The following is a 22,379-nucleotide window of genomic DNA, read 5'->3' as shown; positions in this document are numbered from 1 at the left end:
GTTCGGGTATCCACAAAAATAGCTCATAATACTAATAATTTACTGGATACCATGGACAAGCCATGGTATGACAATGAGTAAATAAATGACCGACACAAATAATTACCGAATCATCGCAAAGAGGGTTATTTCTAGTGAAGCAAGTGCTTTAGAAAAATTATCCGAAAATATCCCTGAAGACTTTAACAGAATTATAGAATTTTTACTATCTTTCAAAGGACGGATAATCCTAACCGGCATAGGCAAAAGCGGTTATATTGCAAGAAAAATAGCTGCTAGCTTTTCTTCAACCGGTATGCCTGCTTTTTATTTACATCCGGCAGAAGCAAGTCACGGCGATTTAGGTATGGTGACGAGAAATGATCTAGTAATTATGTTATCTAATTCCGGTGAAACTAAAGAACTATTTAATATACTTGAATATTGCAAGAACTCTTCCATAAAAATTGCTGCAATGACAATGAATAAAAATTCTACTTTAGCTAAAAGAAGCGATTTTTTATTAATAGTACCTGAATATCCGGAAGCTTCTGTAATTGGAGCTCCTACTATATCATCTTTAATCATGCTATCACTCGGTGATGCTTTAATGACTGTTGTACATGAAAAACGAGGCTTTACTAAAGATGATTTTAAAATTTATCATCCGGGAGGTACAATCGGTGCTAATTTAACAAAAATTAAAAACCTAATGCGTAGCGGTGATGAAATACCTTTAGTATATGAAGATACTTCCTTTGCCGAAACTATAATTATTATGAATAAAAAACGTTTAGGTTGTACGCTTGTAACAGATAAAAACCAAAACTTGGTGGGAATTATAACCGATGGGGATTTACGTCGTCATATTAACGATCAAATCCACTTAAAAACACCCTCAAGCATTATGACCAAAAACCCTATTCATATTTCATCGGAAATATTTGCAAAAGAGGCTTTAAATTTAATGAAAGCCAAGAATATCACTAATATACCGATTGTTGATGATAACATTATTATAGGCATTATTCATATTCATGATTTACTATGCATAGGGGTTAGCTAAAATCTATGCCCTCTTCTTATAAACGGCGAAAAAAAATTTGGAAATCTGTATATCTTTTAATAACAGTTGGAATTTTGTATATAGGATATATATTAATTAAAAGCAGTTATATTAATGAAGAAAACGATATTAACTTTACAAAAAAAAGTTTAAAAAATAATAAAAATTTTGATTTAAAGTATAATATTATATTGAAAGATTCAATTTTTGAAGGAGTAAATAAAAATTTAAATGCGTATAAGATTAAAACTGAACGAGCTATAAAAGAGTCGGATAACAAATATAAACTAGATATAATAAATGCTATTTATAACGTAAATCAAGACCAAACTCTTATTATCAATGCGAAAGAAGGCTTTTTAGATGAAAAATCAAACATATTAGATTTAAAAAATGATGTAAAACTTTTTTTTGATGAGATCATATTTCACACTAACGATGCAAGGATTGATTTAGTAAATAAGAATATAACCGGTCATTCCCCTGCTAAGTTGCTTTACAAAAACTCTTCAATTACTTCGGATAGTTTTAATACGAAAGATGAAAATAATATTATAATTTTTAAAGGCAATGTCTCTACAATCATCGATTTATCGGATTAGACATCTTTCCAAACCAGCTTATAGAGAGGAATTTAAAGGAGACATGGAACGCAGCACCGCAGCGTACAAAGAAGTACATGAGGATATGAGCACCGATTCGACGTCTAAATTACCTCTAGAAACGAAGTTTGGAAAGATATCTATTATTAAACTTGTTTTACTTCTTATAATTAGTACCATAATATATGCTAATGATAAAAATATTTCAAATTTACATATCAAATCTGATAGTTTAATTATTGATAGAACCAAACAAAAAGCAGCATATCTTGGAAATGTTATTGTTTACTTCGATAATGCGATACTTAGAACGAAAGAATTATATATTTTTTATAAAACAATAGATGAAAAGCAAACTATTGATCATATAGTTGTCCCTACTAAATTGACTGTAGAAAGAAAAATAAATAATGAATTATTACTTGCAGATAGTGCTAAATATTTTTTCGATAATAAACAACTTATTCTACTTGGTAATGTAATATTACAGCGTGACGATAATGTTTTAAAAACTAATAAACTAATCTACTATGTAGATATTATTAAGAAATAGAGCTATTTACCGTTGGTAAGTCATTGCAAGCGATTGCAAGAAGTGTGACAATCCAGAAAATAATTAAAAAAAAATGCTAAAGATTAGTATTTTTAACTTGATTGCTTCGTCAACTACTTACGTAATTTTCTTGCAATGACGTTGAAAATTAATCCACGCAACAAAATCTTAACAAATAAAAAAGATGGACAGCTTACACGTTAAAAATATATCAAAATCCTACAAAAAAAGGAATATATTAACTGATATATCTCTGAATATAAAACAAGGAGAGATAGTTGGTTTATTCGGTCCGAATGGAGCTGGTAAAACAACTTGCTTTAACATTATTATCGGTTTAATGAAACCGGACTCAGGGCAATTACTTTTAAATGATATAAATATTACCAACTTGCCTATTTATTTACGAGCAAGGCTTGGAATCGGCTATCTTCTTCAAGAACCTTCGATATTTCGGGGATTGTCGGTTGAAGATAATATTAAGGCTGTAGTTGAGATATCTGAAAATGATAAAGAAGCAATTGAACAAAAAACCCATAATTTGTTAGAGAAGTTTTCGATAGTGCATTTAAAAGATTTATCCGCTGCTAGCTTATCAGGCGGTGAAAGGCGTAGGCTTGAGATTGCACGTGCACTTGCAGCAATAGAGCCTAAATTTATCATGCTTGATGAACCGCTTGCCGGTATTGACCCGCTTGCTATTTCCGATATCAAAAATCTAATTAATTATTTACGTGAATTTAATATAGGTATATTAATTACCGACCATAACGTACGTGATACTCTAGATATAGTCGACCGTGCTTATGTTATTTTTGAAGGTAAAGTATTATTAGAAGGAAGTGCTAAGGAAATAGCAAATAGCAAGAAAGTTAAGGAAGTGTATTTAGGTGAGAGTTTTAGTTTCTAGACTATGCAAATTCGTCATTGCAAGCGACTTGCAGGTGTTGTTGCATGGATTGTTTTATGTCATTCCCGCGTAGGCGGGAATCCAGTAAAACCTATAAAAAACAAGTTTTTATAGGTTTATTTTATCACACTATGTAGCTTCTATATAAATATTGAAGTTATTTTGCTGGATCCCCGCCTACGCGGGGATGACATCGAGTAGATTTTCCGAGCCATACAACAAGGCTCTTTTGCAGGAATGACATAAGAGCCATGTAATAATATTCAAAACAGTTTTCTATGCAAATTAACAAAGCAATTTTTAGGGCTTATGATATAAGAGGTAATAGTCTTAAAGATTTAACGGAAGAAGTAGCTTATAAAATCGGCTTTGGTTTTGCCGAGATGACTATAACGAAAGATAACGATAAAATCTGTGTCGGTTTAGACGGTCGGCTTAGCTCCCCTACCCTTTGTAAAGCTTTAGAACTAGGATTAACTCACTCAGGGGCTGAAATCATCAATATTGGCGTAGTTCCAACACCGGTTTTATATTTTGCCGATAAACACTTTACGCCCGCCGGTAGTATTATGGTCACGGGGTCACACAATCCTCGTGACGATAACGGCTTTAAAATACTACAAAACGGTAAACCTTTTTTCGGTGATCAGATACAGGAGTTATTGACTAAGATTTTGGATAACTACTCCAATACTACACCAGCATCCCCTTATGTCATTCCTGCGAAAGCAGGAATCCATAATATACAATCTAAATACCTAAAACGTATTTTAGATGGAATAAACATTAATCCCAAATTAAAAGTAGCTTGGGATTGCGGCAATGGCGCAACTGGCGATATTGTTGAAGAACTTAAAAAGCATCTCTCAAACAAGAATATAATCATACATAGTAAGATTGACGGAAATTTTCCAAGCCATCATCCTGATCCTACAAATCCTGCTAATTTGCAGGAGCTAATAAACGTGGTTAAAGAACAAAATTGTGACCTTGGTATAGCTTTTGACGGCGACGGTGATAGAATCGGCATTATAAGCTCAAGCGGTAAAATATTATTCGGTGATCAAGTTTTATGCATTTTTGCTGAGGATATTTTAAAAGAAAATCCAAACGCAACTATAATAGTGGATGTAAAAGTCAGCCAATTTATAGTCGCTAAAATAAAATCATATGGAGGACATCCTATAATATGGCGAACAGGTCATCCTTTTATTAAAAGCAAAATGCTTGAGACAAAGGCTTTACTCGCTGGCGAAATGAGCGGGCATATATTCTTTGCCGATAAATATTTTGGTTTTGACGACGCAATTTATGCAGCTCTTAGATTTTTAGATTTACTTAGTAGATCAAGTAAAACTCTAGATGAGATAATAGAGGATATACCGAAAAGCTATAGTACACCGGAAATTAAAATTTTTGTTCCTTCAGAGTTAAAATTACAAATTATTAAAGAGATTAAAGAAAAATCATTAGAAGAGAAAATAGAGTTTAATGATATAGACGGTGTACGGGTAAATACTGCACATGGTTGGTGGCTCTTGCGTAGCTCTAATACCGAATCTATTATAGTTGCAAGGGCTGAATCAGATAGTAAGAATGGTTTAGAGGAAATAATCACTATAATTAATAAATATCTTGAAAAATACGGATTATTAATTAATTATTAAAACATTATTGCTTTCTAAAATATTATTTTATATGTTTTTCTTACATTAAATTAATATAAAGAAAAATAATAGAGCCTACTGATAATCCTCTCATTTTTAAACTTAACAGTGACGTAGCCGCATCTAACGGTTTAAATAGTCTGACCATTGACTACAGTGATGCAGGCTTATTTAATGGTCCAACTATTAGTTATGACAACAAACTTGGTACAATAACATTTAGTGGACCGGCAGATAGTAATGCTAATACTGAGACTTTAGGAAATACTATTAATACTGATGAAACCGTTTAAGGGTATGAGGTCATTCCTGCGAGACGTTGTTACATGGATAGGTTTTTCCGCCATTGCGAGGAGTGGCGTTAGCAACGACGCGGCAATCTTATAAAATAATATAAAAAAACTCCTGAGATTGCCACGCCAGCATAAATGCTGGCTCGTAATGACGATACAAGTTCGTATTTATTAGTTAAACAAGTGACAATGAAAGAAATATACTCAAATGATTTGGAGAATGGGAATGTAAAACGAGGAGCGAGTACGCACAGCCTATATTTAATAGGTGATCCGAAGTGTTGCAGAAACAATTCTTCAAAGCAGAAGAGTATAATTATATTATGCGGGCCGACTGCTAGCGGGAAGTCTTATTTAGGTCATGAACTGGCTAAAGCTTATAACGGCGAAATCATTAATATCGACTCAATGCAGGTTTATAAGGAAATTCCTATTATTACCGCCTCCCCTCCGAAAAGCTACAAAACTGAAATCTTGTATCACTTATATAACTTCTTATCAATGACAGAAGATTTCTCGGTAATAAAATATCTAAAACTTGCGACAGAAAAAATAAAAGAAATAACCGATAGGGGTAAGCTACCTATATTAATAGGTGGAACGGGTTTATATATCAATTCTTTAGTTTTTGGCTATAATAATATTCCTGATATATCAGAAGATTTACGAGAACAGGTAAGAAACTTACATGCTAAAATAGGCAATATAGAATTATGGGGTAAATTAGAGAAGCTTGACCCGCTTGCTGCTTCTAAAATAAACCAAAATGATACTCAGCGTTTAATTAGAGCTTGTGAAGTATTCATGCAAACCGGTAAATCTATTTTTTCTTTTCAAACTTTGCCAAAAGAACAAATCTTATCTGATTTTAATTTCAAAATTATTTTCTTAAATCCTGAGCGAAAATTTTTATATAAAACATGTGATGAGCGTTTAGATAAGATATTTAAAGAAGGGGCAATTGATGAAATAGCTTTAATAAAAAAGCAATTTGCTCCTAAAGATTATACGAATTTGAAAGCTGTAGGGATAAAAGAAATTTTAACTTATTTAAACGGCAATCTCACTTTAGATGAGGCTTTAAATGCAGCTCAAATACGAACCCGTCAGTATGCTAAAAGACAAGTTACTTGGTTTAAAAATCAGATACAAGATAAAATCACATTGGAATATGCTAACCAAGAAGAATTTACTCAAACTTTAAAAAACCCTTTTAAAACTATATAGCTTATCTACGTATTTCGTCCCTCTTTTTATTATTGGAAATAGGAGTAATGGACAGTGTATTTGTCTTAGGTCCTACAATATTAATCTTACTATTTAAATTTGAGACGATACTTTGTGCTTCTTTTAATACATCAGCCGGAACTTTATTTTCTAATTCTGGTTTCTTATCAGATTTTTGATTAAAATAACCAACTCCCGCTTTAACAACATTTAGTATTTGTTTAATAATATTCAGTGCTTGCCCTTCTTTCCACACTAAACTACCTATACTAGTAGCAACATTAATATATTTTTTTATTTTCAATATTTTCTAAGATTTGAATCAGCTTATCCGGTTGATTGAGCATAGGTGTGAAGGTATTATATCATTCTTTCTTATCGAGCTTATTTATACCGGGTACATCTTTTAAAGTTTTATCTAAAATACCTGTAAATATTTCCTTATTATCGTTTAAATATTTTTGATCTCGGGATTATCTTTAGTTAACATTACCAATTCTTTAGCTATTCCCGTATAATCACCTTTAACAAATCCATCAAAAACCTTTTTTCATGATTCAGGATTATCAAGTAATATAGGCATTACATTCGTAAGTCTTGTAGTATCTTGTGTTTCTAGTCCATAATTTTCAAGTTGCTGTTTTATAGTTTGGCTATTTCATCTTGCTCTAAAATGCCTTTAATTAAATTATCGAATAAACCCTCTTTACTTTGCTCTACTAATATATTTTTAACTTAAATGAAGATTCATTAAAAGCAGTAATTACACGGCTTGTTACGGTCATATCATCGCCTTTATTTATATCTGTAATAATAGCATGTGCAATTTCCGGTTTTGACATAACTTCACCTACTATACTAAGCATTTGTTTATCGAAATTATATTCTTTCGTCATGCTTTGTATATTCGGAGTATTTTCAATAATAGCTGAGGCAATATCTGGTAAGACTGCTTTATTATCAGCAAAAAAACTTTTTAATTTATCGTCACCCGCTACCATTTCTAAAGATTTCTCGAAGAGCCACCATTACTCCTTGATTTGCATTCAGAGTATCAAAAATCTCTATTGTTTCAGACATTTTACTTAATAAAGTAGGAATAATATCATAATACTCGGATCAACTTTATAGCTTTCAAAATATTCTTTTAAGAAAGGTTTAGCTTGTTCTTTAGTTTCTATTAAGAAACCTTCTATAATTATTTATTTTTCAGGAGATAATTTATTAAACCTTTTGAGAGCATTAGGATTGTTTATATTTTCAGCCAGCTCTTGTTTAAACTCAGGATATTCATTAAATATTTTTATAACTTTTATGTATCATTTACTTTGAGGTGTTTGTAATATATCATCAAAAGCTTTTATAACGCCAGTTTAGGATAAGGGAAGTTGTGAATTGTTTAAAAAAGGTATAAATTTATTAGTTTTAGTAAGATTAAAAGCATTAACACAAGCTAGAATATGAACTAAAAAGTTGTTAGGTGACCTATGTCTTGAATGTTCAAGATTCATGTTTTTCTTTAATACACGTTAAGAATAGACTTAATTAACGATCTTTTACGAAGTAGTATCTTATCTTCTAAATCTAATAGATAGATTCTTCATATCTTTCCTTATTCCTGTAAATAAATGCAAGCCTCTAGAGTTTAATATGCTAAATAAATCCTTAGAGATATAAGCTTTATCACCAAAGATTTTGCCTTTTAATGCGGTAGTTATACTGCTTGCTACTGATAAATCACTACTATTTGCTTTGGTAAAGAAATAAATTAAGCACTACTTAAATTTTAATTTATATTACAGAATATGGTAATTCAATCAATTTGATCTAAGATTTATGGGGTTATCTGTGTATTTGTTTACTTTTTGTAGGTAATGATGCGTAAGTATGTGATTTATCGTGATTATCTACTATATGCACTTTACTATCTAAATTTGAAACTATATTTTTTGCTTCTTTTAAAACATTTAATTTATTAATATTTTCAAACTCATTTTTAAAGTTATCTTTTAACTGTTCATTGAAGATTTCTTTTGGTAAATAAATTCCACCGGTAATAGTACCTACTCCAGTATATTTAGATTTAGAATTTAAAGTAGAGGCAATATTACTTGCTAACTTTTCTAGATTTTTTGGCTCTAAAAAATTATTTATATTATCAGGATTTTCTTTAGAATATTCAGAAACGATAGGTTTGAGCATCTGATTTATCATGTAAAAATCTTCACCTCTATTATCACCTTTATCAAAAAGTTTTTGTGATATTTTCTCGCTTAAAATATTTGTCAATAAATTACTCTTAATATTTTGTTTATTTGCAATATTTTCATATAAAGGGTTCAATATTTGTAATGGAGAATTTACATGATTTGTAATATGTTTATATTGATTTGTTTTAGGAGTAGCTAGGTTAGTAACCATATTCATAGGTAGTGAATTTAGTTTTTCTATAATATAGTCTTTAATCGTTTGATTTTCTTCATATAATCTTTTTACTTGTTGAGCAATTTCTTTTTTACTAAGTACATTTCTTTTTCCTTCAGCTTGTATTTGTAAAAATACTTTATCAATTGCCTTATCAATTAATTTTGCTTGTTGTTCTTGAATTAGTTTAGGTATTAAAGGAGGGATAGCCTTATCAAGATTGTAAGTATCAGTAAGTAGCATTAAATTATCAGGTAATTTAGCCTCTGCTAAATTAATATTTTTAAAATTACAATCTTTTAAAGAAGTTACTTTAGTTAAATCTGCATTTTTTAATGATACGCCTGAGAAGTCGATATTAGATAAATTACCTACTAATATAGCTCCCTCTAAGCTGAATTTTCCATTTTGTATTTTATGTAAATTATTTCTAAGAGTAATTTCATCTATAGTTTTATCTTTAAAATCTTGTGATGGACTAAATACGTCTTTTACTTTTTCAGTAGCATAGCTAAAACCTGCTTTTATAATATTCGGCAATTGCCCTTCCAAATAATTTGTTTTTTGAGCTAGATTATATATAGCACTAGCAACCCCACGATAATTACTTTTTTCAGCCTCTTCTATAACTTTAACTAATTCATTAGGATGGTTTAACATTGATGGAAGTACATTATATAATTCTTTCTTATCAAGGTTATTTATACCTGGTATGTCTACTAAAGTTTTATCTAAAATACTTGCAAATATTTCTCTATTATTGTTTAAATATTTTTTAATTTCAGGATTGTCTTTAGTTAAAGCTATTAACTCTTTTGCCATTCCCGTATAATCACCTTTAATAAAATCTCGAAAAACCTTTTTTAATGATTCAGATTTATCAAGTAATATAGGCATTATGCTCGTTAGCTTTGTAACATCACTCGCTTCCAGACCATAATTTATAAGTTGTTGTTTTATAGTTTGGCTATTTTTTGCATCTTGTTCTAAAACTCCTGTGATTAAATTATCAAATAGACCTTCTTTACTTTGCTCTACTAATATATCTTTTAATTTAAATGAAGGATCATTAAGGGCGGAGATTATATTACCGGTTAAACTCATATAATCGCCTTTATTTAAGTCTGCAATAATCTCATGAGCAATTTCCGGTTTGGACATAACTTCGCCTACAATACTAAGCATTTGTTTATCAAAATTATATTCTTTTGTTATGCTTTGTACGCTAGGAGTATTTTCAATAATACCTAAAGCAATATTTGGTAAGATTGTTTTATTATTAGCAAAAAAACTTTTTAATTTATCATCACCAGCTACCATTTCTAAGGATTTCTCAAGAGATATCATTACACCTTGATTTGGAGCATTAAGAGTATCAAAAATCTCTTTTGTCTCAGGCATTTTATTTAATAAAGTAGGAATAATATCTAAAATTTTAAGATCAATTTTGTAGGTTTCAAAATGTTCTTTTAAGAAAGGTTTAGCTTGTTCTTTTGCTTCTTCTAAGAAATTTTCAATAATTATTTGTTTTTCAGGAGATAACTTAGTAAATCTTTTTAGAGTATTAGGATTGTTTATATTTTTAGCCAGTTCTTGCTTAAAATCAGGATGTTCATTAAATATTTTTAATAAATTTTTCTTTTCGGGTTTTTGTAATATATCATCAAAAGTTTTTATATAATCGCTTAGAAGTATTTCAGTTGCTCCTGTACGTATGTATTTCGTAATATCTTCACTCTTTTCGTTAAAGAATTTTTGGAAGTTTTTATCGGTAACCAGCATATCTAAAGTTCTAGAAGTCACTTTATTCCAGTCCGGTAGCTCTTGCTTTACTGCAACTGCAATTTCTTGAAGTTTTTTAAGTACTTGTTCATTTTTAAAACATTCTTTTAGTATTTCGAGTCCCTTTTCATCTAAAGCACTCTTATCTTGAAATTCTCTAAAGCCCGCATTTGCTAAGATTTGACCTATTTTAGGCAAATCATCCGAATGTTTTTTTAAAAATTCCCATATTGGAGATTTTTCAAGAAGTGATTTTTGAAATTCCGGATCAAGATATATCTTAGAAGAGTTAGCAAGCTTAACAAGATTATAAGTACTTATAGGATTAGTTAAAATAAATCTTACTCCGAGTAATATCGTTCTTAAGCTTATACTCTTTGAAGATGATAAGTCCTTAATTGCACTCTTTAGTACTTTATTAGCTTTAGAAGAAGATAAAACTTTTTCTACAACTTTTTGATAGTTTTTATTATTTATAACAGCCATAAAATTACTCGAAATTTTTAAATATTCTAAATCTATTTTAAAAAATAAAGATCAGGTATTTTTCATTTTTTGTTATTGTTGTTGTTAATATGTATACTTTGACACAACATGTTCAGCATCCGAGGACTTACAAAGACATGGCTGCCAATTTTTCAAGTTCTATCTGAGTATATTATTTAGCCTTCGCTTTTGGCGTCCATCTCAGTGAATACTTCTTCCCATGAACCGGTAGTCGCTGCTTTTGAATATTCAGTTGCTCTATTTTCAAAAAAGTTCGTATGCTCGACTCCGTTTAGCATTTCATCAAGCCAAAGAAGGGGGTTATGATTTACTAAATATACATCTTTGAGTCCTAGCTGCATTAAACGACGGTCGGCAATATAACGAATATATTGTCTTACTTCATATGCCGTTAATCCCTCAATACCGCCAACTTCAAAAGCAAGTTCAATAAATGCATCTTCAAAATGCACAATAGTCGTACAAGCTTCATAAATACGTTTACGTAAAGTTTCCGTCCAAACTTCAGGGTTTTCTCTTACAAAAGTCTTAAACAGAGTAATAATTGAGTTAGTATGAAGTGTTTCATCACGCACTGACCAAGCAATAATCTGTCCCATACCTTTCATTTTATTAAAACGAGGGAAATTAAGCATGATCGCAAAAGAAGCAAATAGCTGTAATCCTTCAGTAAAAGCTCCAAATACTGCGAGTGTAGTTGCTATATCTTCTTTGGTATCCACTCCGAATTGCTGCATATAATCATACTTGTCTTTCATTTCCTTATATTTAAGAAATGCTGAATATTCTACTTCCGGCATACCTACCGTATCAAGTAAATGTGAATATGCTGCGATATGTACCGTTTCCATATTAGAAAATGCCGATAACATCATTAATATTTCAGTCGGTTTAAATACTCGTGAATAATGCTTCATATAGCAATTATTCACTTCAATATCTGCCTGTGTAAAAAAACGAAATATTTGCGTTAATAGATGTTTTTCCCCTGAAGTTAAGTTATATTTCCAATCTTTAACATCGTCGGCAAGCGGTACTTCTTCCGGTAGCCAATGAATTTTTTGTTGAGTGTGCCAAGCTTCATATGCCCATGGATATGAAAACGGTTTATAAATTGGCCTTGCATCAAGTAGTGACATAATTTTTCTATTTCTTCTTTTGAAAGTTTAGTATATTTAATTATTTTCTTTATCGGCTCATTATCCGCTAACATTTCTTTTGCTATTTCTGTATTTCTTCTAGTTTCTCCAATTTCAATACCCTCAGCTTGCCCCTCATTATATTTAGTTTTTTGATTTAACTCTTCCGTTTGAGCAGCAAGCATCGCTTTAATATAATTATCATATTCTGCTTCGCTCCAGTTTCAATAGTTTTATAGACTGATAATACTACATCTTTTGTATGTTGCGGGAGTTCTTTTGCTCTATCGAATTTAGCCATCATATATAACCAACCATCTTCTAAGCTTTCTAACTCATCTGCTGCTTTAGTAAACTTGTCTAATTCAACAAATACGTAAGACAAGCATTTAAGTTGATGCTTACCGTTGCCGACATTAATAGTTTGATGATAGCTAATACATTCCTTTTCCTCGGGCAATGCCTGAAACCCAGAAGTAATTACTACCATTACTACAGGAGCTAGATCAGCATATTCTTTTCCTCTTTATTAATTGCGAAGAAAATGCTATACAACTGTAAAATTGTACTCTTGCTAAAAAAGCATCGGCATAGCCGTTTTGCATCTCAACAATATAAATATTGCCGGAGTTATCTCTAACTTTTACGTCTACTATACTCCTTTTATTCTGCCCTAAATCCGGTACTTGTTCGTTTGAAATATATTCAAGGTCGATCATCCAACTCTTCAGGTAACCTCATAATATTATTGAGAAAGCTTAGTAACCTTGTTTTATCCATAAACAATTTTTTAAATGCTAAGTCATTTATTGGGTCTAAATATCTTTGCATAGTTATATTATACTTACTGACAAGCTAAGCATTCTTCGTAGTTACCGGCTTCTGCTAACTTATCGTTTTGTTCCTCTAAATCTTTAAAATCGGCCTTTAATACGTCATGCGAGACCTTATCGGCTCGCTGTATTGATGTCGATCTACAGTAATATAAACTTTTTACTCCTTTTGTCCAGGCTTTAAAATGAATATTATTTAAATATTTCTTACTAACATTCCCTGGTAAAAAGATGTTTAAAGATTGTGCTTGCGTAATGTAAGGAGTACGATCGCTTGCCAAGTCAATTAGCCAATTCTGATCAATTTCGTAAGCGGTTTTGAAAACCTGTTTTTCTTCTTCGGATAAAAATGTTAAATGTTGTACTGATCCTTCATGTGTTGCAATCGAAGACCAAACTTGATCATTATTAAATCCTTTCTCCTCTAATAACTTTTCTAAATGTTTGTTACGCACGTTAAAAGAACCGGTTAAAGTCTTTTGTACAAAGCTATTAGCAGCAAACGGCTCTATTCCGGGTGAAGCATTACCTGCTATTACCGAAATTGAGGCGGTAGGTGCTATTGCGGTTTGATTGCTAAATCGTTCATTACTTCCTGCGTCTAGAGCATCAGGACATGCTCCTTTTTCTTTACCGATTTCTATTGAGGCTTTATCAGCTTCAGCAGATATATATGCAAATATTTTTTTATTCCAAACTTTTGCCATAACCGATTCTATCGGTACTCTTTTCATTTGCAAAAATGAGTGGAAGCCCATTACACCAAGTCCAACGCTTCGCTCACGTAAAGCCGAATATTTAGCTCTTGCCATAGTATCCGGTGCTTTATTAATAAAGTCTTCTAAAACATTATCAAGGAACAACATAATAGAATGGATAAATTCTTTATCATCTTTCCACTCTTCGTAATACTCTAAATTTAAGGAGGAAAGACAGCAAACAGCAGTTCTTGACTTTCCTAGATGGTCAATTCCCGTCGGCAATGTAATTTCACTACAAAGATTAGACATTTTAACTTGAAGCCCTAATTTTTTATGATGCTCAGGGATAGATTTATTAACACTATCGATAAATAACAAGTAAGGCTCACCTGTTTCTATTCTAGTAGTTAATAACTTAACCCATAAATCTCTTGCTCTAACTTTATTTACGACTTTTTTGGTAGCAGGACTAACAAGGTCAAAATCCGTATTGTTTTCAACTGCTTTCATAAATTCATCGGTTATAGTTATACCGTGATGAATATTAAGAGCTTTACGGTTAACATCCCCACCTGTCGGACGTCTTATATCGATAAATTCTTCAATTTCAGGGTGATTAATAGGCAAATATACAGCCGATGAACCTCGTCTAATAGAACCTTGCGAAATAGCAAGAGTCATAGAATCCATTACTTTAATAAACGGTATAATACCGGATGAATGACCTTTATCACGAATCCCTTCATTAATAGCACGAACATTACCCCAATAACTGCCAATCCCGCCACCGCGTGCAGCAAGCCAAACATTTTCTGTCCATAAATTTACTATATCATCTAAGCTATCATCGGTTTCATTCAAGAAGCATGAAATAGGAAGTCCCCTATCCGTTCCGCCGTTACTTAAGATTGGTGTTGCTGGCATAAACCACATTTTACTCATATATTCATATAACTTCTGAGCATGCTGTTTATTTTCGGCATAATAACTAGAAACTCTTGCAAATAAATCTTGAAAATCCTCACCTTTCATAAGATATCGATCTCGCAGAATAGCTTTACCGAAAGGAGTAAGTAAATTGTTATGGTTGTTGTTTATAGTTATTTGAAATTTATTTTTTTTAAGCGTGTTCATTATAGGTACTAGTGGGGTTATAGGCGTTATTCATAATGCTTATTTTAAAAAAATGACACCATATTCAGTGTATAGAATTTTCACCTAAGTAGACACGAGAATAATAATTTATTCAATATAAATATTTATTTTTTTTTTAGATTTTTGACTTGACACAAATCACTCTTGATATATCCCCATCCCATATTTGAAGTAATCAGCGAGGAAACACCAAGTTGCTTCGTATGATATTGATTTTGATATAAATCGGTCAATGAAATGCTTTTATTGGAATCTAAATTTAAGTTAAATGGTATATAGGCAAAATTATTTTTATGTTTACTGTTTAAATCGGTACCTATAGTAAAACTTAAGAAACCTTTTTTAGTAATATTTCTTTGATAAGTTGATGATAATATATTTGAGCGTTTACCTTTTTGTATTGTGTTATTTACGACAAAAGACAAAAAATTAACACTTATATTACCAAAATCGGTATTACCGCAGCTAGCTGAAAATCTGATAATTTAAACTTGAGAAAATTTTATCGGGATAGTTATATACGTCCTGATAATTACTATTAATATCAAAAGATTCCGATTCATAAGTATAGCTGCAATTAATTCTTTGAGAGCAACCGAAATTTTTGATATTATTTGCAGCTGAAATGCCTATAATGCCAAAATTGCCGATTTTAAAATTATTAGTTACCCCTACTGTTCCATTATTTTTTAAAAATTCAAAATGTCCGCCGCTTGTTAAATAATCATTCATACCAAGCATATAATCAGTATTTAGAACTAAATATTTATAAGCATTGCTATATATAGTAAAATCTTGTCTTTGAAAACCTGCTTCGTAAGCGAAATTTGAAAGCCCGGGACGTAATAAACTCGGTTATGCATAATAAGGAATAGTCATTGTCTGAACTTTACCGGTGATATCTTGCGTTTTAACTATTAAATCACCTCTACCGGTGATAACCGGAATATTGGTTATATCAAAATCCCCCATATGAGCTTTAGCATTATATATAGGTATACTATTTGAAAATATCTCTATACTGCTTGGAAGTTCTGATTTCCCTCTAAAATCCAGTCACGGATAGGTAACTAAATTCGGTCTAACTGCAAAATTAGTAGCATACTGAATACCGGCAAATCTAGTTGAATTAGACCAAGAAGACGCTTTAGTTATGCCTACCCCTACCCACCAATTAGTCATCTTATCCACATTCTCATATGTCCAATTTGTGTCTAAACGTGTAAATTTATTTTGGTTTTTTGTGGTATTTGTGATTTTAGACAAATTTGATTTAACGGCTTCAGTTTGAAATAAGAAACTATAACTATATACACCGTTTTCAGTGAAATAATTGAGTTCCTCTACTCCGGCTAAATAATTAATATCATCATTTGGACTAAGAGCCACATCATAGTTTAAATATACCCCACTAATAAGTTTAGTATCGACGTTCTGCATAGGACCACCCGAAACATCAAATGATTGAGGTTGCATTTTTTCCGCTAGAAAAGTAATATTTAAATCTAAATTCTCAAAGTTTAAACCATATTTAGTACCCTCAAGCAAATCTAAATTAATATATGCAGTATCATGATAATTCACTAAACCCTGCTTAAGATCATCTTCTTGAACATCAAAATGTTCTATATCTTCAAGAGGAATTAAATAATGACCTTGAGTGTTTTGCACTATAGTCGGCAATATATCGGTTTCGGTATAATTAACTTTTAACGAAACAATCAATTCACTCTCACCCGCAATTTCATTAGCGCTCTTCTCAAATTCTACTGCTAGAGGTAATAATTGGGGCAATAACCCTAACTCCTTATCCTCATGTACGTTTGTATCCGCTGCGATTCAATGCGAAGTATCGCCAAGAGATTCCGATATAACTCCATATGCAAAACTCACCGGTATAAAAAATAATACCTATAAACCGATATTATTGTATTTAAAAAGCACATTGCTTTAATTTATTTAGTTTTAAAGATTTTTAACCTGATATTGTTATAGGTATGCTATGCTGGACCACACAAGATCTACGGTAGAGGTAACACTATTCTCTCACTTCACTCTACGAGGTAATTCTTTTATAAAAATTCTATAGTCTTTTGCTTTAGTAGAATAATTCTGTGTGTTTTTTAAAGCTACCCGTATCAATTGTATTTTACCGTCATGTAAGGTAAATGTTACCGGAGTTGCCACTAAATCTTTCATCTTTATATGTACGCTTTAAAAGAATTAATTGAAACTTTTTAGGTGCATAATCATTATTTTGCACCGTCATAGTTGCTATTTTATTACCTTTGTTTATCTCTATATTGACAGGTACGATAGTGGCACTGGTAAAAGAATTAAAAGTTAAGAATATAGATAGAATAGGTAGAAATCTTAAAAAATATTTTTTCATAATATCAACATGCCACGGTTACTGTAATTGTATCATTATAAGTATCGGAAGGAACATTTGCGCCTTGAAGTATTTTGCTGTATATTGTGAGCGTTTGATCTAGTCCTGTTCCAATTACCCAGTCACTTGATTGATTTCCCCAATTCTGCGTTCTCCCTGCATTGGAGTAAAGATTATAAGGTAAATAACTAGTAGTGTTAACAAGACCAGTCATTTTACGGGTACTAGTTGTAGCAGCAGGTGCGGTACCGGCATTTAATGAAACAGTATAATTTATAAAGTACACTTTATTATCATTGTATTTGTTTGCAGAGCATCGGCAGTTGGAACATATGTACCGAAAGCTAAAGGAGTAACCGTAACTATACAAAACGGTAAAACCGTCGCACTAACAAGGAAAACAGCATTAGCGGAGGAGGCAAAACTATTGCCCGTACTTATAGTTAAGATAATAAAACCGATAATATTTCGTAGAATCTTAATTTTCATAATTTATAATAAAAAGAATTAATTTCTATTATTAATCTTTTGCAAAGTTTAACGATTTTACAAGGCTAGTTTAAGAAATGGTTATATTTAAATATGAATTGATTATATCCCACAGAATTTATTTTGGTTTTTCTTTAATTTTTTTTTACATTAAAATATAATGAAATATAACCCAAATTAGCTATAAATAGAAATATAATTGACTACTTTATTTGACTATAATAATACTTTTATTTTTGCAGGTTATAAAATGACTATTAAAATAGCAATCAGTCAAATTAAATCTCATTGCCTTGCAATAAATAATAGAAAAATTACAAACAGATAAAAAATCTATTATAATTACCAAAAGAGATAGGGAAGTAGCACAAATATTACCTATAAATACTAAAAAATCTCATTATTCGGTATGCTAAAAAACAAAGCCGAGAAAAGCGGATATATTAGAACCAGTAGAAGAAAAGTGGAATGCAGCACAACCTTTAAATGCATCTCGTCTAGTATAATATCCGACAGTTTTTAAAAATCCCCCTGCGAAAATGTTGGATTTCTATAAATATACTCACATAACCATTGATTATTTCCTCAATATCTAATAAAATCTTTTTTAAAATTTAAATATAAAAAGTATGTATAATACTGATGTTGTAATAATAGGTGCCGGTCCGGTTGGATTATTTGCAGTTTTTCAAGCAGGAATGCTTGGCATGAAATGTCATGTTATTGATGCACAAGAAGTTATCGGCGGTCAGTGTATTACCCTATATCCTGAAAAGCCTATTTACGATATACCGGCATATCCTAAAATTGCAGCAGAAGAGCTAATAAAACAGTTAGAACTTCAAGCAGCTCCTTTTAACCCTATATATCATTTAAATCAGCAAGCTATAAAGCTAAATAAACAAGATGATTTTTTTAAAATTAAAACCTCAAAAAGCACTCTTATTAAAAGCAAAGTTATTATTATTGCAGCAGGAGCAGGTTCATTCGGTCCAAACAAACCGCTCCTTGCGAATATTGAAGATTTTGAAAGCAAGTCGGTTTTTTATTTCATCAATGATAAAAGCAAATTTGTGGGTAAAAATATAGTTATAGCAGGCGGCGGGGATTCAGCTGTTGACTGGGCTATTTCTCTTTCAGATATTGCAAATAAAATATATTTAGTACATAGGCGGGATAAATTTACGGCAGCTCCTGCAAGCGTAAGGCAATTAAGGCATATTGCAGAAACCGATAAAATCGAGTTAGTAACCGGTTATCAATTAAATGCTTTAGATGGTAATAATAGTGAACTTCAATCGGTTATAGTTAAAGATTTACAAAATAATACTCGCAAATTGGATGCCAATATATTACTACCTTTTTTTGGTTTAAAACAAGATTTAGGTAGCTTAGCAAATTGGGGTTTAAATGTTAAGCTTCACCATATTGAAGTAGACTCTTCCTATTATCAAACTAATATAGAAGGTATTTACGCCATTGGCGATATTGCTCATTATGTCGGTAAGCTTAAGCTGATTCTTACGGGTTTTGCTGAAGCGGCAAGCAGTCTTCATCATGCTTATAGTAGAGTATTTGACGGCAAGGCTCTACATTTTGAGTATTCTACTACCAAATACGGGGAAAAGAAGTAAGAGCGTTACTAAATAAAGAGATCGTCATTGCGAGCAACCGTAGAGAGCGTGACAATCTCATGAAACAATAACACACTCCTGAGATTGCTTCGTCAATTACTGACGTAATTTCCTCGCAATGACGTTAAAACTGAACGGAGACAAAAATAAGAGTGAATAATATAATTGATGGTAAAGCATTAGCCAATGAGATACTAGCAGACTTAAAGCTAGAAATTCAAGAACTTACAAACCAAACCAACTCTTCACCGAAGCTTGCTATAGTCCTAGTAGGCGATAATCCGGCAAGCATTATTTATGTAAGAAACAAAATAAAAAATGCACATAAAATAGGAATTTATACTTTATTAGTAAATCTATCTACTACTATTCATACTAATGATTTAATATCAAAAATCAATGAGTTAAACCTTGATAACGAGATTTCAGGAATTATAGTGCAGCTTCCTTTGCCAAGCTCCATAGATAAAAATAAAATTTTATCGGCAGTATCACCTTCTAAAGATATCGATGGTTTCCACCCTTTAAATGTCGGTTACTTACATAGCGGGATTAGTCAAGGCTTTATTCCCTGCACTGCTTTTAGTTGTCTTGCAGTTATAAAAAAATACGAACCTAATTTAACCGGTAAAAACGTTGTAATTATTGGACGCTCAAATATAGTAGGAAAACCTTTAAGTGCTTTACTATTAAAAGAAAATTGCAGCGTTACTATTTGTCATTCTAAAACACACAATTTAAGCTCTATTACTTCTAAAGCCGATATTGTCGTTGCTGCAATAGGCTCACCTTTAAAATTAACTGCAGAATATTTTAATCCTGAATCTATAGTAATTGATGTAGGCATTAATAGAATTAGCGGCAATAAAATTATCGGTGATGTTGATTTTGGAAATGTTCAGTCTAAAGTAAAATATATTACTCCCGTCCCAGGCGGCATCGGGCCGATGACTATTGCGTTTTTACTTAAAAATACGGTTAAGGCATTTAAGGATTCCTTATATACTCTTGATAAGTGAAAAGTAGATAGACGAAGTTTAATTTAAAAAATTGGCGTAGTTGTTTGTCTACGCTGCGTTCAAAAAATATGAAACAACTACGCCAATTTTTTAAATTAAACGAGTATCTTATAAACATTTGCAAGTTCTACATAATTTCTTACATTATCTTGCATATATTCTAAATCTTGATCGGTTAAATATCTAACAAATTTTGCAGGGGATCCCATCCATAATTCTTGAGATTTAATTATCTTCTTTGGCGGGATAAGACTTCCTGCAGCAATAAAAGCATATTCTTCTATTACTGCATAATCCATTATCGTAGCACTCATACCGATAAAAGCATTATTATGTATTGTACAGGCATGAATAAGAGAGAGATGACCGATAGTTATATTATCGCCTATTTCTACCAGTCCGTTAAATCTTGAAGTATGAATTACACGACCGTCTTGTACGTTAGTATTATTTCCTATTTTTATCGATTCAACGTCGCCTCTAAGAACCGTATTAAACCAAATGCTTGAATTAACCTATTTCAACATCTCCTATTAAAGAGCTGCTTTCGGCAATATATGCACTTTTATCAATTCTTGGCGTAACTCCTTTGTAAGGGATAATGAGCATTAATTATAATCTACCCAAGAAATATTACCGTCTTTACGATAATAAACTATATTGATACGATCATTATTTATATTTTTAAATACTACTGCGGGTAAATCTTCTAAATCCATTTTCATTACCGCTTCTTTGACTGATAATTTTAATATTTCTACAGGCTTTTCAGCGATAATTGCCGGATTATCATTATCTGCGGCGTTAGAGGTTTCACTATCAGATTGCGGATTAATAATATATTTGGTACCTTCGTAAGCAATTTCTGATATTTTTACTTTACCCGCATGATGATTTTTGAATTTTGATTTATATTTTCTAAGCTGTTTTTCTAGTTTTGACATAGCTTTATCAAAAGCTACATATATATCGCTACAACTATCATTACTTTTGACTATATTATGTTTACCTGAGCCATATTTTACTATAATATCACATTTAAAGTTAATTCCCTCTTTTGAAAAATGTATATCTATATTTATTATATCGGTAAAATATTTTTTAACAACTTGCGTAGCCCTCTCTTTTGAATATTCTTGTAAATTATTACCGATAGAAATATGTTGACCTGAAACTGAAATAATCATAAATAACCTTTATAATCTGAAATAATTAATATATAGGCGTTACTAAGTAACACCTATACAATTAATTTATATTTAGAGTAATTTCAAGTTTTATTACAAATTAATTTATTTAAATTTTAGCCGTAGAGTTTAGGACGCTTATCCTTATTTTGTTGCGATTTAATTAGTTTTTTAGCAGTCTTTCTTACATAATTAGGCTCAATGCCGATTTCTAAGCAGGTAGCATTAAAATTTTCATTATTTTCAAAAAGCCATTTTTTAGCGTTATATTCTGCTTTTGTTGCCTCTTTCTTGATAGAAGTATTAGTTGCATCTATTATTGCCTGCATAATAATAGCACTTCTAAGAGCAATATTGGGTATAGGATTATAAAGTTTAATGCGCTCAAAAGGAGTAGTTAATTTAATGACATATGGTTTAGTCATATAAAACCTCTAATAATTATTAATAAAGTAAGATTTTAAAAATAAATGTAACCAATAGGTTTTTCTTTTTTAACAAAGTCCTTAAAAAGTATAATAATTTTCAAGGCTTCAACTAGTAGTGACTAATTTGGATTAATAGAGATATCTAGTAATTATAATATTAGGAATAAGCTATAAAATCTAAACTTTAGGTTCTGTATATTTTTTGATAAAATACGATATTTTACTCTTGCAGAAATAGAAGAATTGTTATATACATTGTTATCTTTGATATATACTCAAATGATTTCAAGAATTGAATTTTATTTTGAGAGGTGAGCACCCGCAACCTATACTTAATAGATGAGGATGAGAATCCTTGATAAAATGCAATAGCAATTCTTAAAAGCAGAAGA

At 31.2% G+C, this 22,379-nt stretch carries 21 protein-coding genes and 5 pseudogenes; 10 read left to right on the top strand and 16 right to left on the bottom strand.

Going from position 1 to position 22,379, the window contains the following annotated elements:
• Positions 1–85: 85 nt before the first annotated feature.
• The 7 genes and pseudogenes from A3305_RS06690 to miaA all read left to right on the top strand — a co-directional run bounded on the left by A3305_RS06690 (position 86) and on the right by miaA (position 6,297).
• Positions 86–1,045, top strand: coding sequence for an SIS domain-containing protein (locus tag A3305_RS06690; RefSeq protein ID WP_014392270.1), 960 nt, complete (start codon positions 86–88; stop codon positions 1,043–1,045).
• Positions 1,046–1,050: 5 nt separating this feature from the next.
• Entirely contained in the window at positions 1,051–1,647 is a 597-nt protein-coding gene (gene lptC, locus A3305_RS06685) for an LPS export ABC transporter periplasmic protein LptC (protein WP_014392269.1), read from the top strand.
• 85 nt (positions 1,648–1,732) lie between these two features.
• On the top strand, positions 1,733–2,200 hold the full coding sequence (locus A3305_RS06680; protein ID WP_410524384.1) for an LptA/OstA family protein: 468 nt from the start codon (positions 1,733–1,735) through the stop codon (positions 2,198–2,200).
• Between the two features lie 184 nt (positions 2,201–2,384).
• The gene (gene lptB, locus A3305_RS06675; protein ID WP_014392267.1) at positions 2,385–3,110 is read left to right on the top strand and encodes an LPS export ABC transporter ATP-binding protein; all 726 of its coding nucleotides are present in this window, start codon (positions 2,385–2,387) and stop codon (positions 3,108–3,110) included.
• A gap of 278 nt (positions 3,111–3,388) precedes the next feature.
• A complete protein-coding gene (locus A3305_RS06670) occupies positions 3,389–4,777 on the top strand; it encodes a phosphomannomutase/phosphoglucomutase (RefSeq protein WP_014392266.1) in 1,389 nt (462 codons plus the stop codon).
• A 62-nt stretch (positions 4,778–4,839) separates the two neighbouring features.
• Positions 4,840–5,070 (top strand): annotated as a pseudogene (locus A3305_RS11890) (hypothetical protein); the annotation flags it as partial.
• Positions 5,071–5,205: 135 nt separating this feature from the next.
• On the top strand, positions 5,206–6,297 hold the full coding sequence (miaA, locus tag A3305_RS06660; protein WP_014392265.1) for a tRNA (adenosine(37)-N6)-dimethylallyltransferase MiaA: 1,092 nt from the start codon (positions 5,206–5,208) through the stop codon (positions 6,295–6,297).
• A 172-nt stretch (positions 6,298–6,469) separates the two neighbouring features.
• Here the strand turns inward: miaA and A3305_RS10790 are convergent.
• The 13 genes and pseudogenes from A3305_RS10790 to A3305_RS10765 form a co-directional block, all read right to left on the bottom strand.
• A pseudogene (locus A3305_RS10790) lies at positions 6,470–7,661 on the bottom strand (hypothetical protein); the annotation flags it as partial.
• A gap of 207 nt (positions 7,662–7,868) precedes the next feature.
• Positions 7,869–8,015: a transposase gene (locus tag A3305_RS06645; RefSeq protein ID WP_231289122.1), complete on the bottom strand. Its 147-nt coding sequence runs from the start codon at positions 8,013–8,015 to the stop codon at positions 7,869–7,871.
• Positions 8,016–8,139: 124 nt separating this feature from the next.
• On the bottom strand, positions 8,140–10,989 hold the full coding sequence (locus tag A3305_RS06640) for a pentapeptide repeat-containing protein (RefSeq protein ID WP_014392262.1): 2,850 nt from the start codon (positions 10,987–10,989) through the stop codon (positions 8,140–8,142).
• Positions 10,990–11,165: 176 nt separating this feature from the next.
• Positions 11,166–12,149 carry a ribonucleotide-diphosphate reductase subunit beta gene (locus A3305_RS06635; protein WP_014392261.1) on the bottom strand — a complete coding sequence of 328 codons (984 nt, stop codon included), beginning with the start codon at positions 12,147–12,149 and terminating at the stop codon, positions 11,166–11,168.
• Between the two features lie 157 nt (positions 12,150–12,306).
• The gene (locus A3305_RS11300) at positions 12,307–12,639 is read right to left on the bottom strand and encodes a hypothetical protein (RefSeq protein ID WP_264357815.1); all 333 of its coding nucleotides are present in this window, start codon (positions 12,637–12,639) and stop codon (positions 12,307–12,309) included.
• Between the two features lie 16 nt (positions 12,640–12,655).
• Positions 12,656–12,868, bottom strand: a complete 213-nt coding sequence (locus A3305_RS11295; protein WP_050982621.1) for a PD-(D/E)XK nuclease family transposase — start codon at positions 12,866–12,868, stop codon at positions 12,656–12,658.
• Positions 12,869–12,993: 125 nt separating this feature from the next.
• Positions 12,994–14,817: a ribonucleoside-diphosphate reductase subunit alpha gene (locus tag A3305_RS06620; protein ID WP_014392260.1), complete on the bottom strand. Its 1,824-nt coding sequence runs from the start codon at positions 14,815–14,817 to the stop codon at positions 12,994–12,996.
• A gap of 125 nt (positions 14,818–14,942) precedes the next feature.
• Positions 14,943–15,263, bottom strand: coding sequence for a hypothetical protein (locus A3305_RS10780; RefSeq protein ID WP_226983901.1), 321 nt, complete (start codon positions 15,261–15,263; stop codon positions 14,943–14,945).
• Between the two features lie 40 nt (positions 15,264–15,303).
• Positions 15,304–15,570 (bottom strand): hypothetical protein, encoded by a 267-nt coding sequence (locus tag A3305_RS06610; RefSeq protein ID WP_144010748.1) that lies wholly within the window; start codon positions 15,568–15,570, stop codon positions 15,304–15,306.
• Positions 15,571–15,894: 324 nt separating this feature from the next.
• Positions 15,895–16,632, bottom strand: a complete 738-nt coding sequence (locus A3305_RS10775; RefSeq protein ID WP_226983900.1) for a hypothetical protein — start codon at positions 16,630–16,632, stop codon at positions 15,895–15,897.
• 181 nt (positions 16,633–16,813) lie between these two features.
• A pseudogene (locus A3305_RS11615) lies at positions 16,814–17,107 on the bottom strand (fimbria/pilus periplasmic chaperone).
• 127 nt (positions 17,108–17,234) lie between these two features.
• A complete protein-coding gene (locus A3305_RS10770) occupies positions 17,235–17,516 on the bottom strand; it encodes a spore coat protein U domain-containing protein (protein ID WP_226983899.1) in 282 nt (93 codons plus the stop codon).
• Complete coding sequence (locus tag A3305_RS10765; protein ID WP_081120907.1) at positions 17,504–17,719, bottom strand: hypothetical protein; 216 nt, start codon at positions 17,717–17,719, stop codon at positions 17,504–17,506. Before A3305_RS10765 ends, A3305_RS10770 begins: the two co-directional genes overlap by 13 nt.
• Before the next feature lie 250 nt (positions 17,720–17,969).
• On the opposite strand from A3305_RS10765, the pseudogene A3305_RS11885 reads away from it, so the two are divergent.
• The 3 genes and pseudogenes from A3305_RS11885 (at position 17,970) to folD (ending at position 20,372) form a co-directional block, all read left to right on the top strand.
• Positions 17,970–18,225 (top strand): annotated as a pseudogene (locus tag A3305_RS11885) (type II toxin-antitoxin system Phd/YefM family antitoxin).
• A gap of 123 nt (positions 18,226–18,348) precedes the next feature.
• Positions 18,349–19,353 carry an NAD(P)/FAD-dependent oxidoreductase gene (locus A3305_RS06580; RefSeq protein WP_014392257.1) on the top strand — a complete coding sequence of 335 codons (1,005 nt, stop codon included), beginning with the start codon at positions 18,349–18,351 and terminating at the stop codon, positions 19,351–19,353.
• Positions 19,354–19,505: 152 nt separating this feature from the next.
• Entirely contained in the window at positions 19,506–20,372 is an 867-nt protein-coding gene (gene folD, locus A3305_RS06575) for a bifunctional methylenetetrahydrofolate dehydrogenase/methenyltetrahydrofolate cyclohydrolase FolD (RefSeq protein ID WP_014392256.1), read from the top strand.
• A 95-nt stretch (positions 20,373–20,467) separates the two neighbouring features.
• Here the strand turns inward: folD and A3305_RS06570 are convergent.
• The 3 genes and pseudogenes from A3305_RS06570 to A3305_RS06560 all read right to left on the bottom strand — a co-directional run bounded on the left by A3305_RS06570 (position 20,468) and on the right by A3305_RS06560 (position 21,984).
• Positions 20,468–20,981 (bottom strand): annotated as a pseudogene (locus tag A3305_RS06570) (gamma carbonic anhydrase family protein).
• Positions 20,981–21,559, bottom strand: a complete 579-nt coding sequence (hpf, locus tag A3305_RS06565) for a ribosome hibernation-promoting factor, HPF/YfiA family (protein ID WP_014392253.1) — start codon at positions 21,557–21,559, stop codon at positions 20,981–20,983. The pseudogene A3305_RS06570 and the gene hpf overlap by 1 nt, the downstream one beginning before the upstream one ends.
• A gap of 116 nt (positions 21,560–21,675) precedes the next feature.
• Entirely contained in the window at positions 21,676–21,984 is a 309-nt protein-coding gene (locus A3305_RS06560) for a hypothetical protein (RefSeq protein WP_014392252.1), read from the bottom strand.
• Positions 21,985–22,379: the final 395 nt, after the last annotated feature.

Origin of the sequence: Rickettsia amblyommatis, assembly GCF_002078335.1 — a bacterium.
Taxonomy (GTDB): domain Bacteria; phylum Pseudomonadota; class Alphaproteobacteria; order Rickettsiales; family Rickettsiaceae; genus Rickettsia; species Rickettsia rickettsii.
The sequence above is the reverse complement of the archived record's forward strand: the minus strand, read 5'-3'. Positions and strand labels throughout refer to the sequence as shown.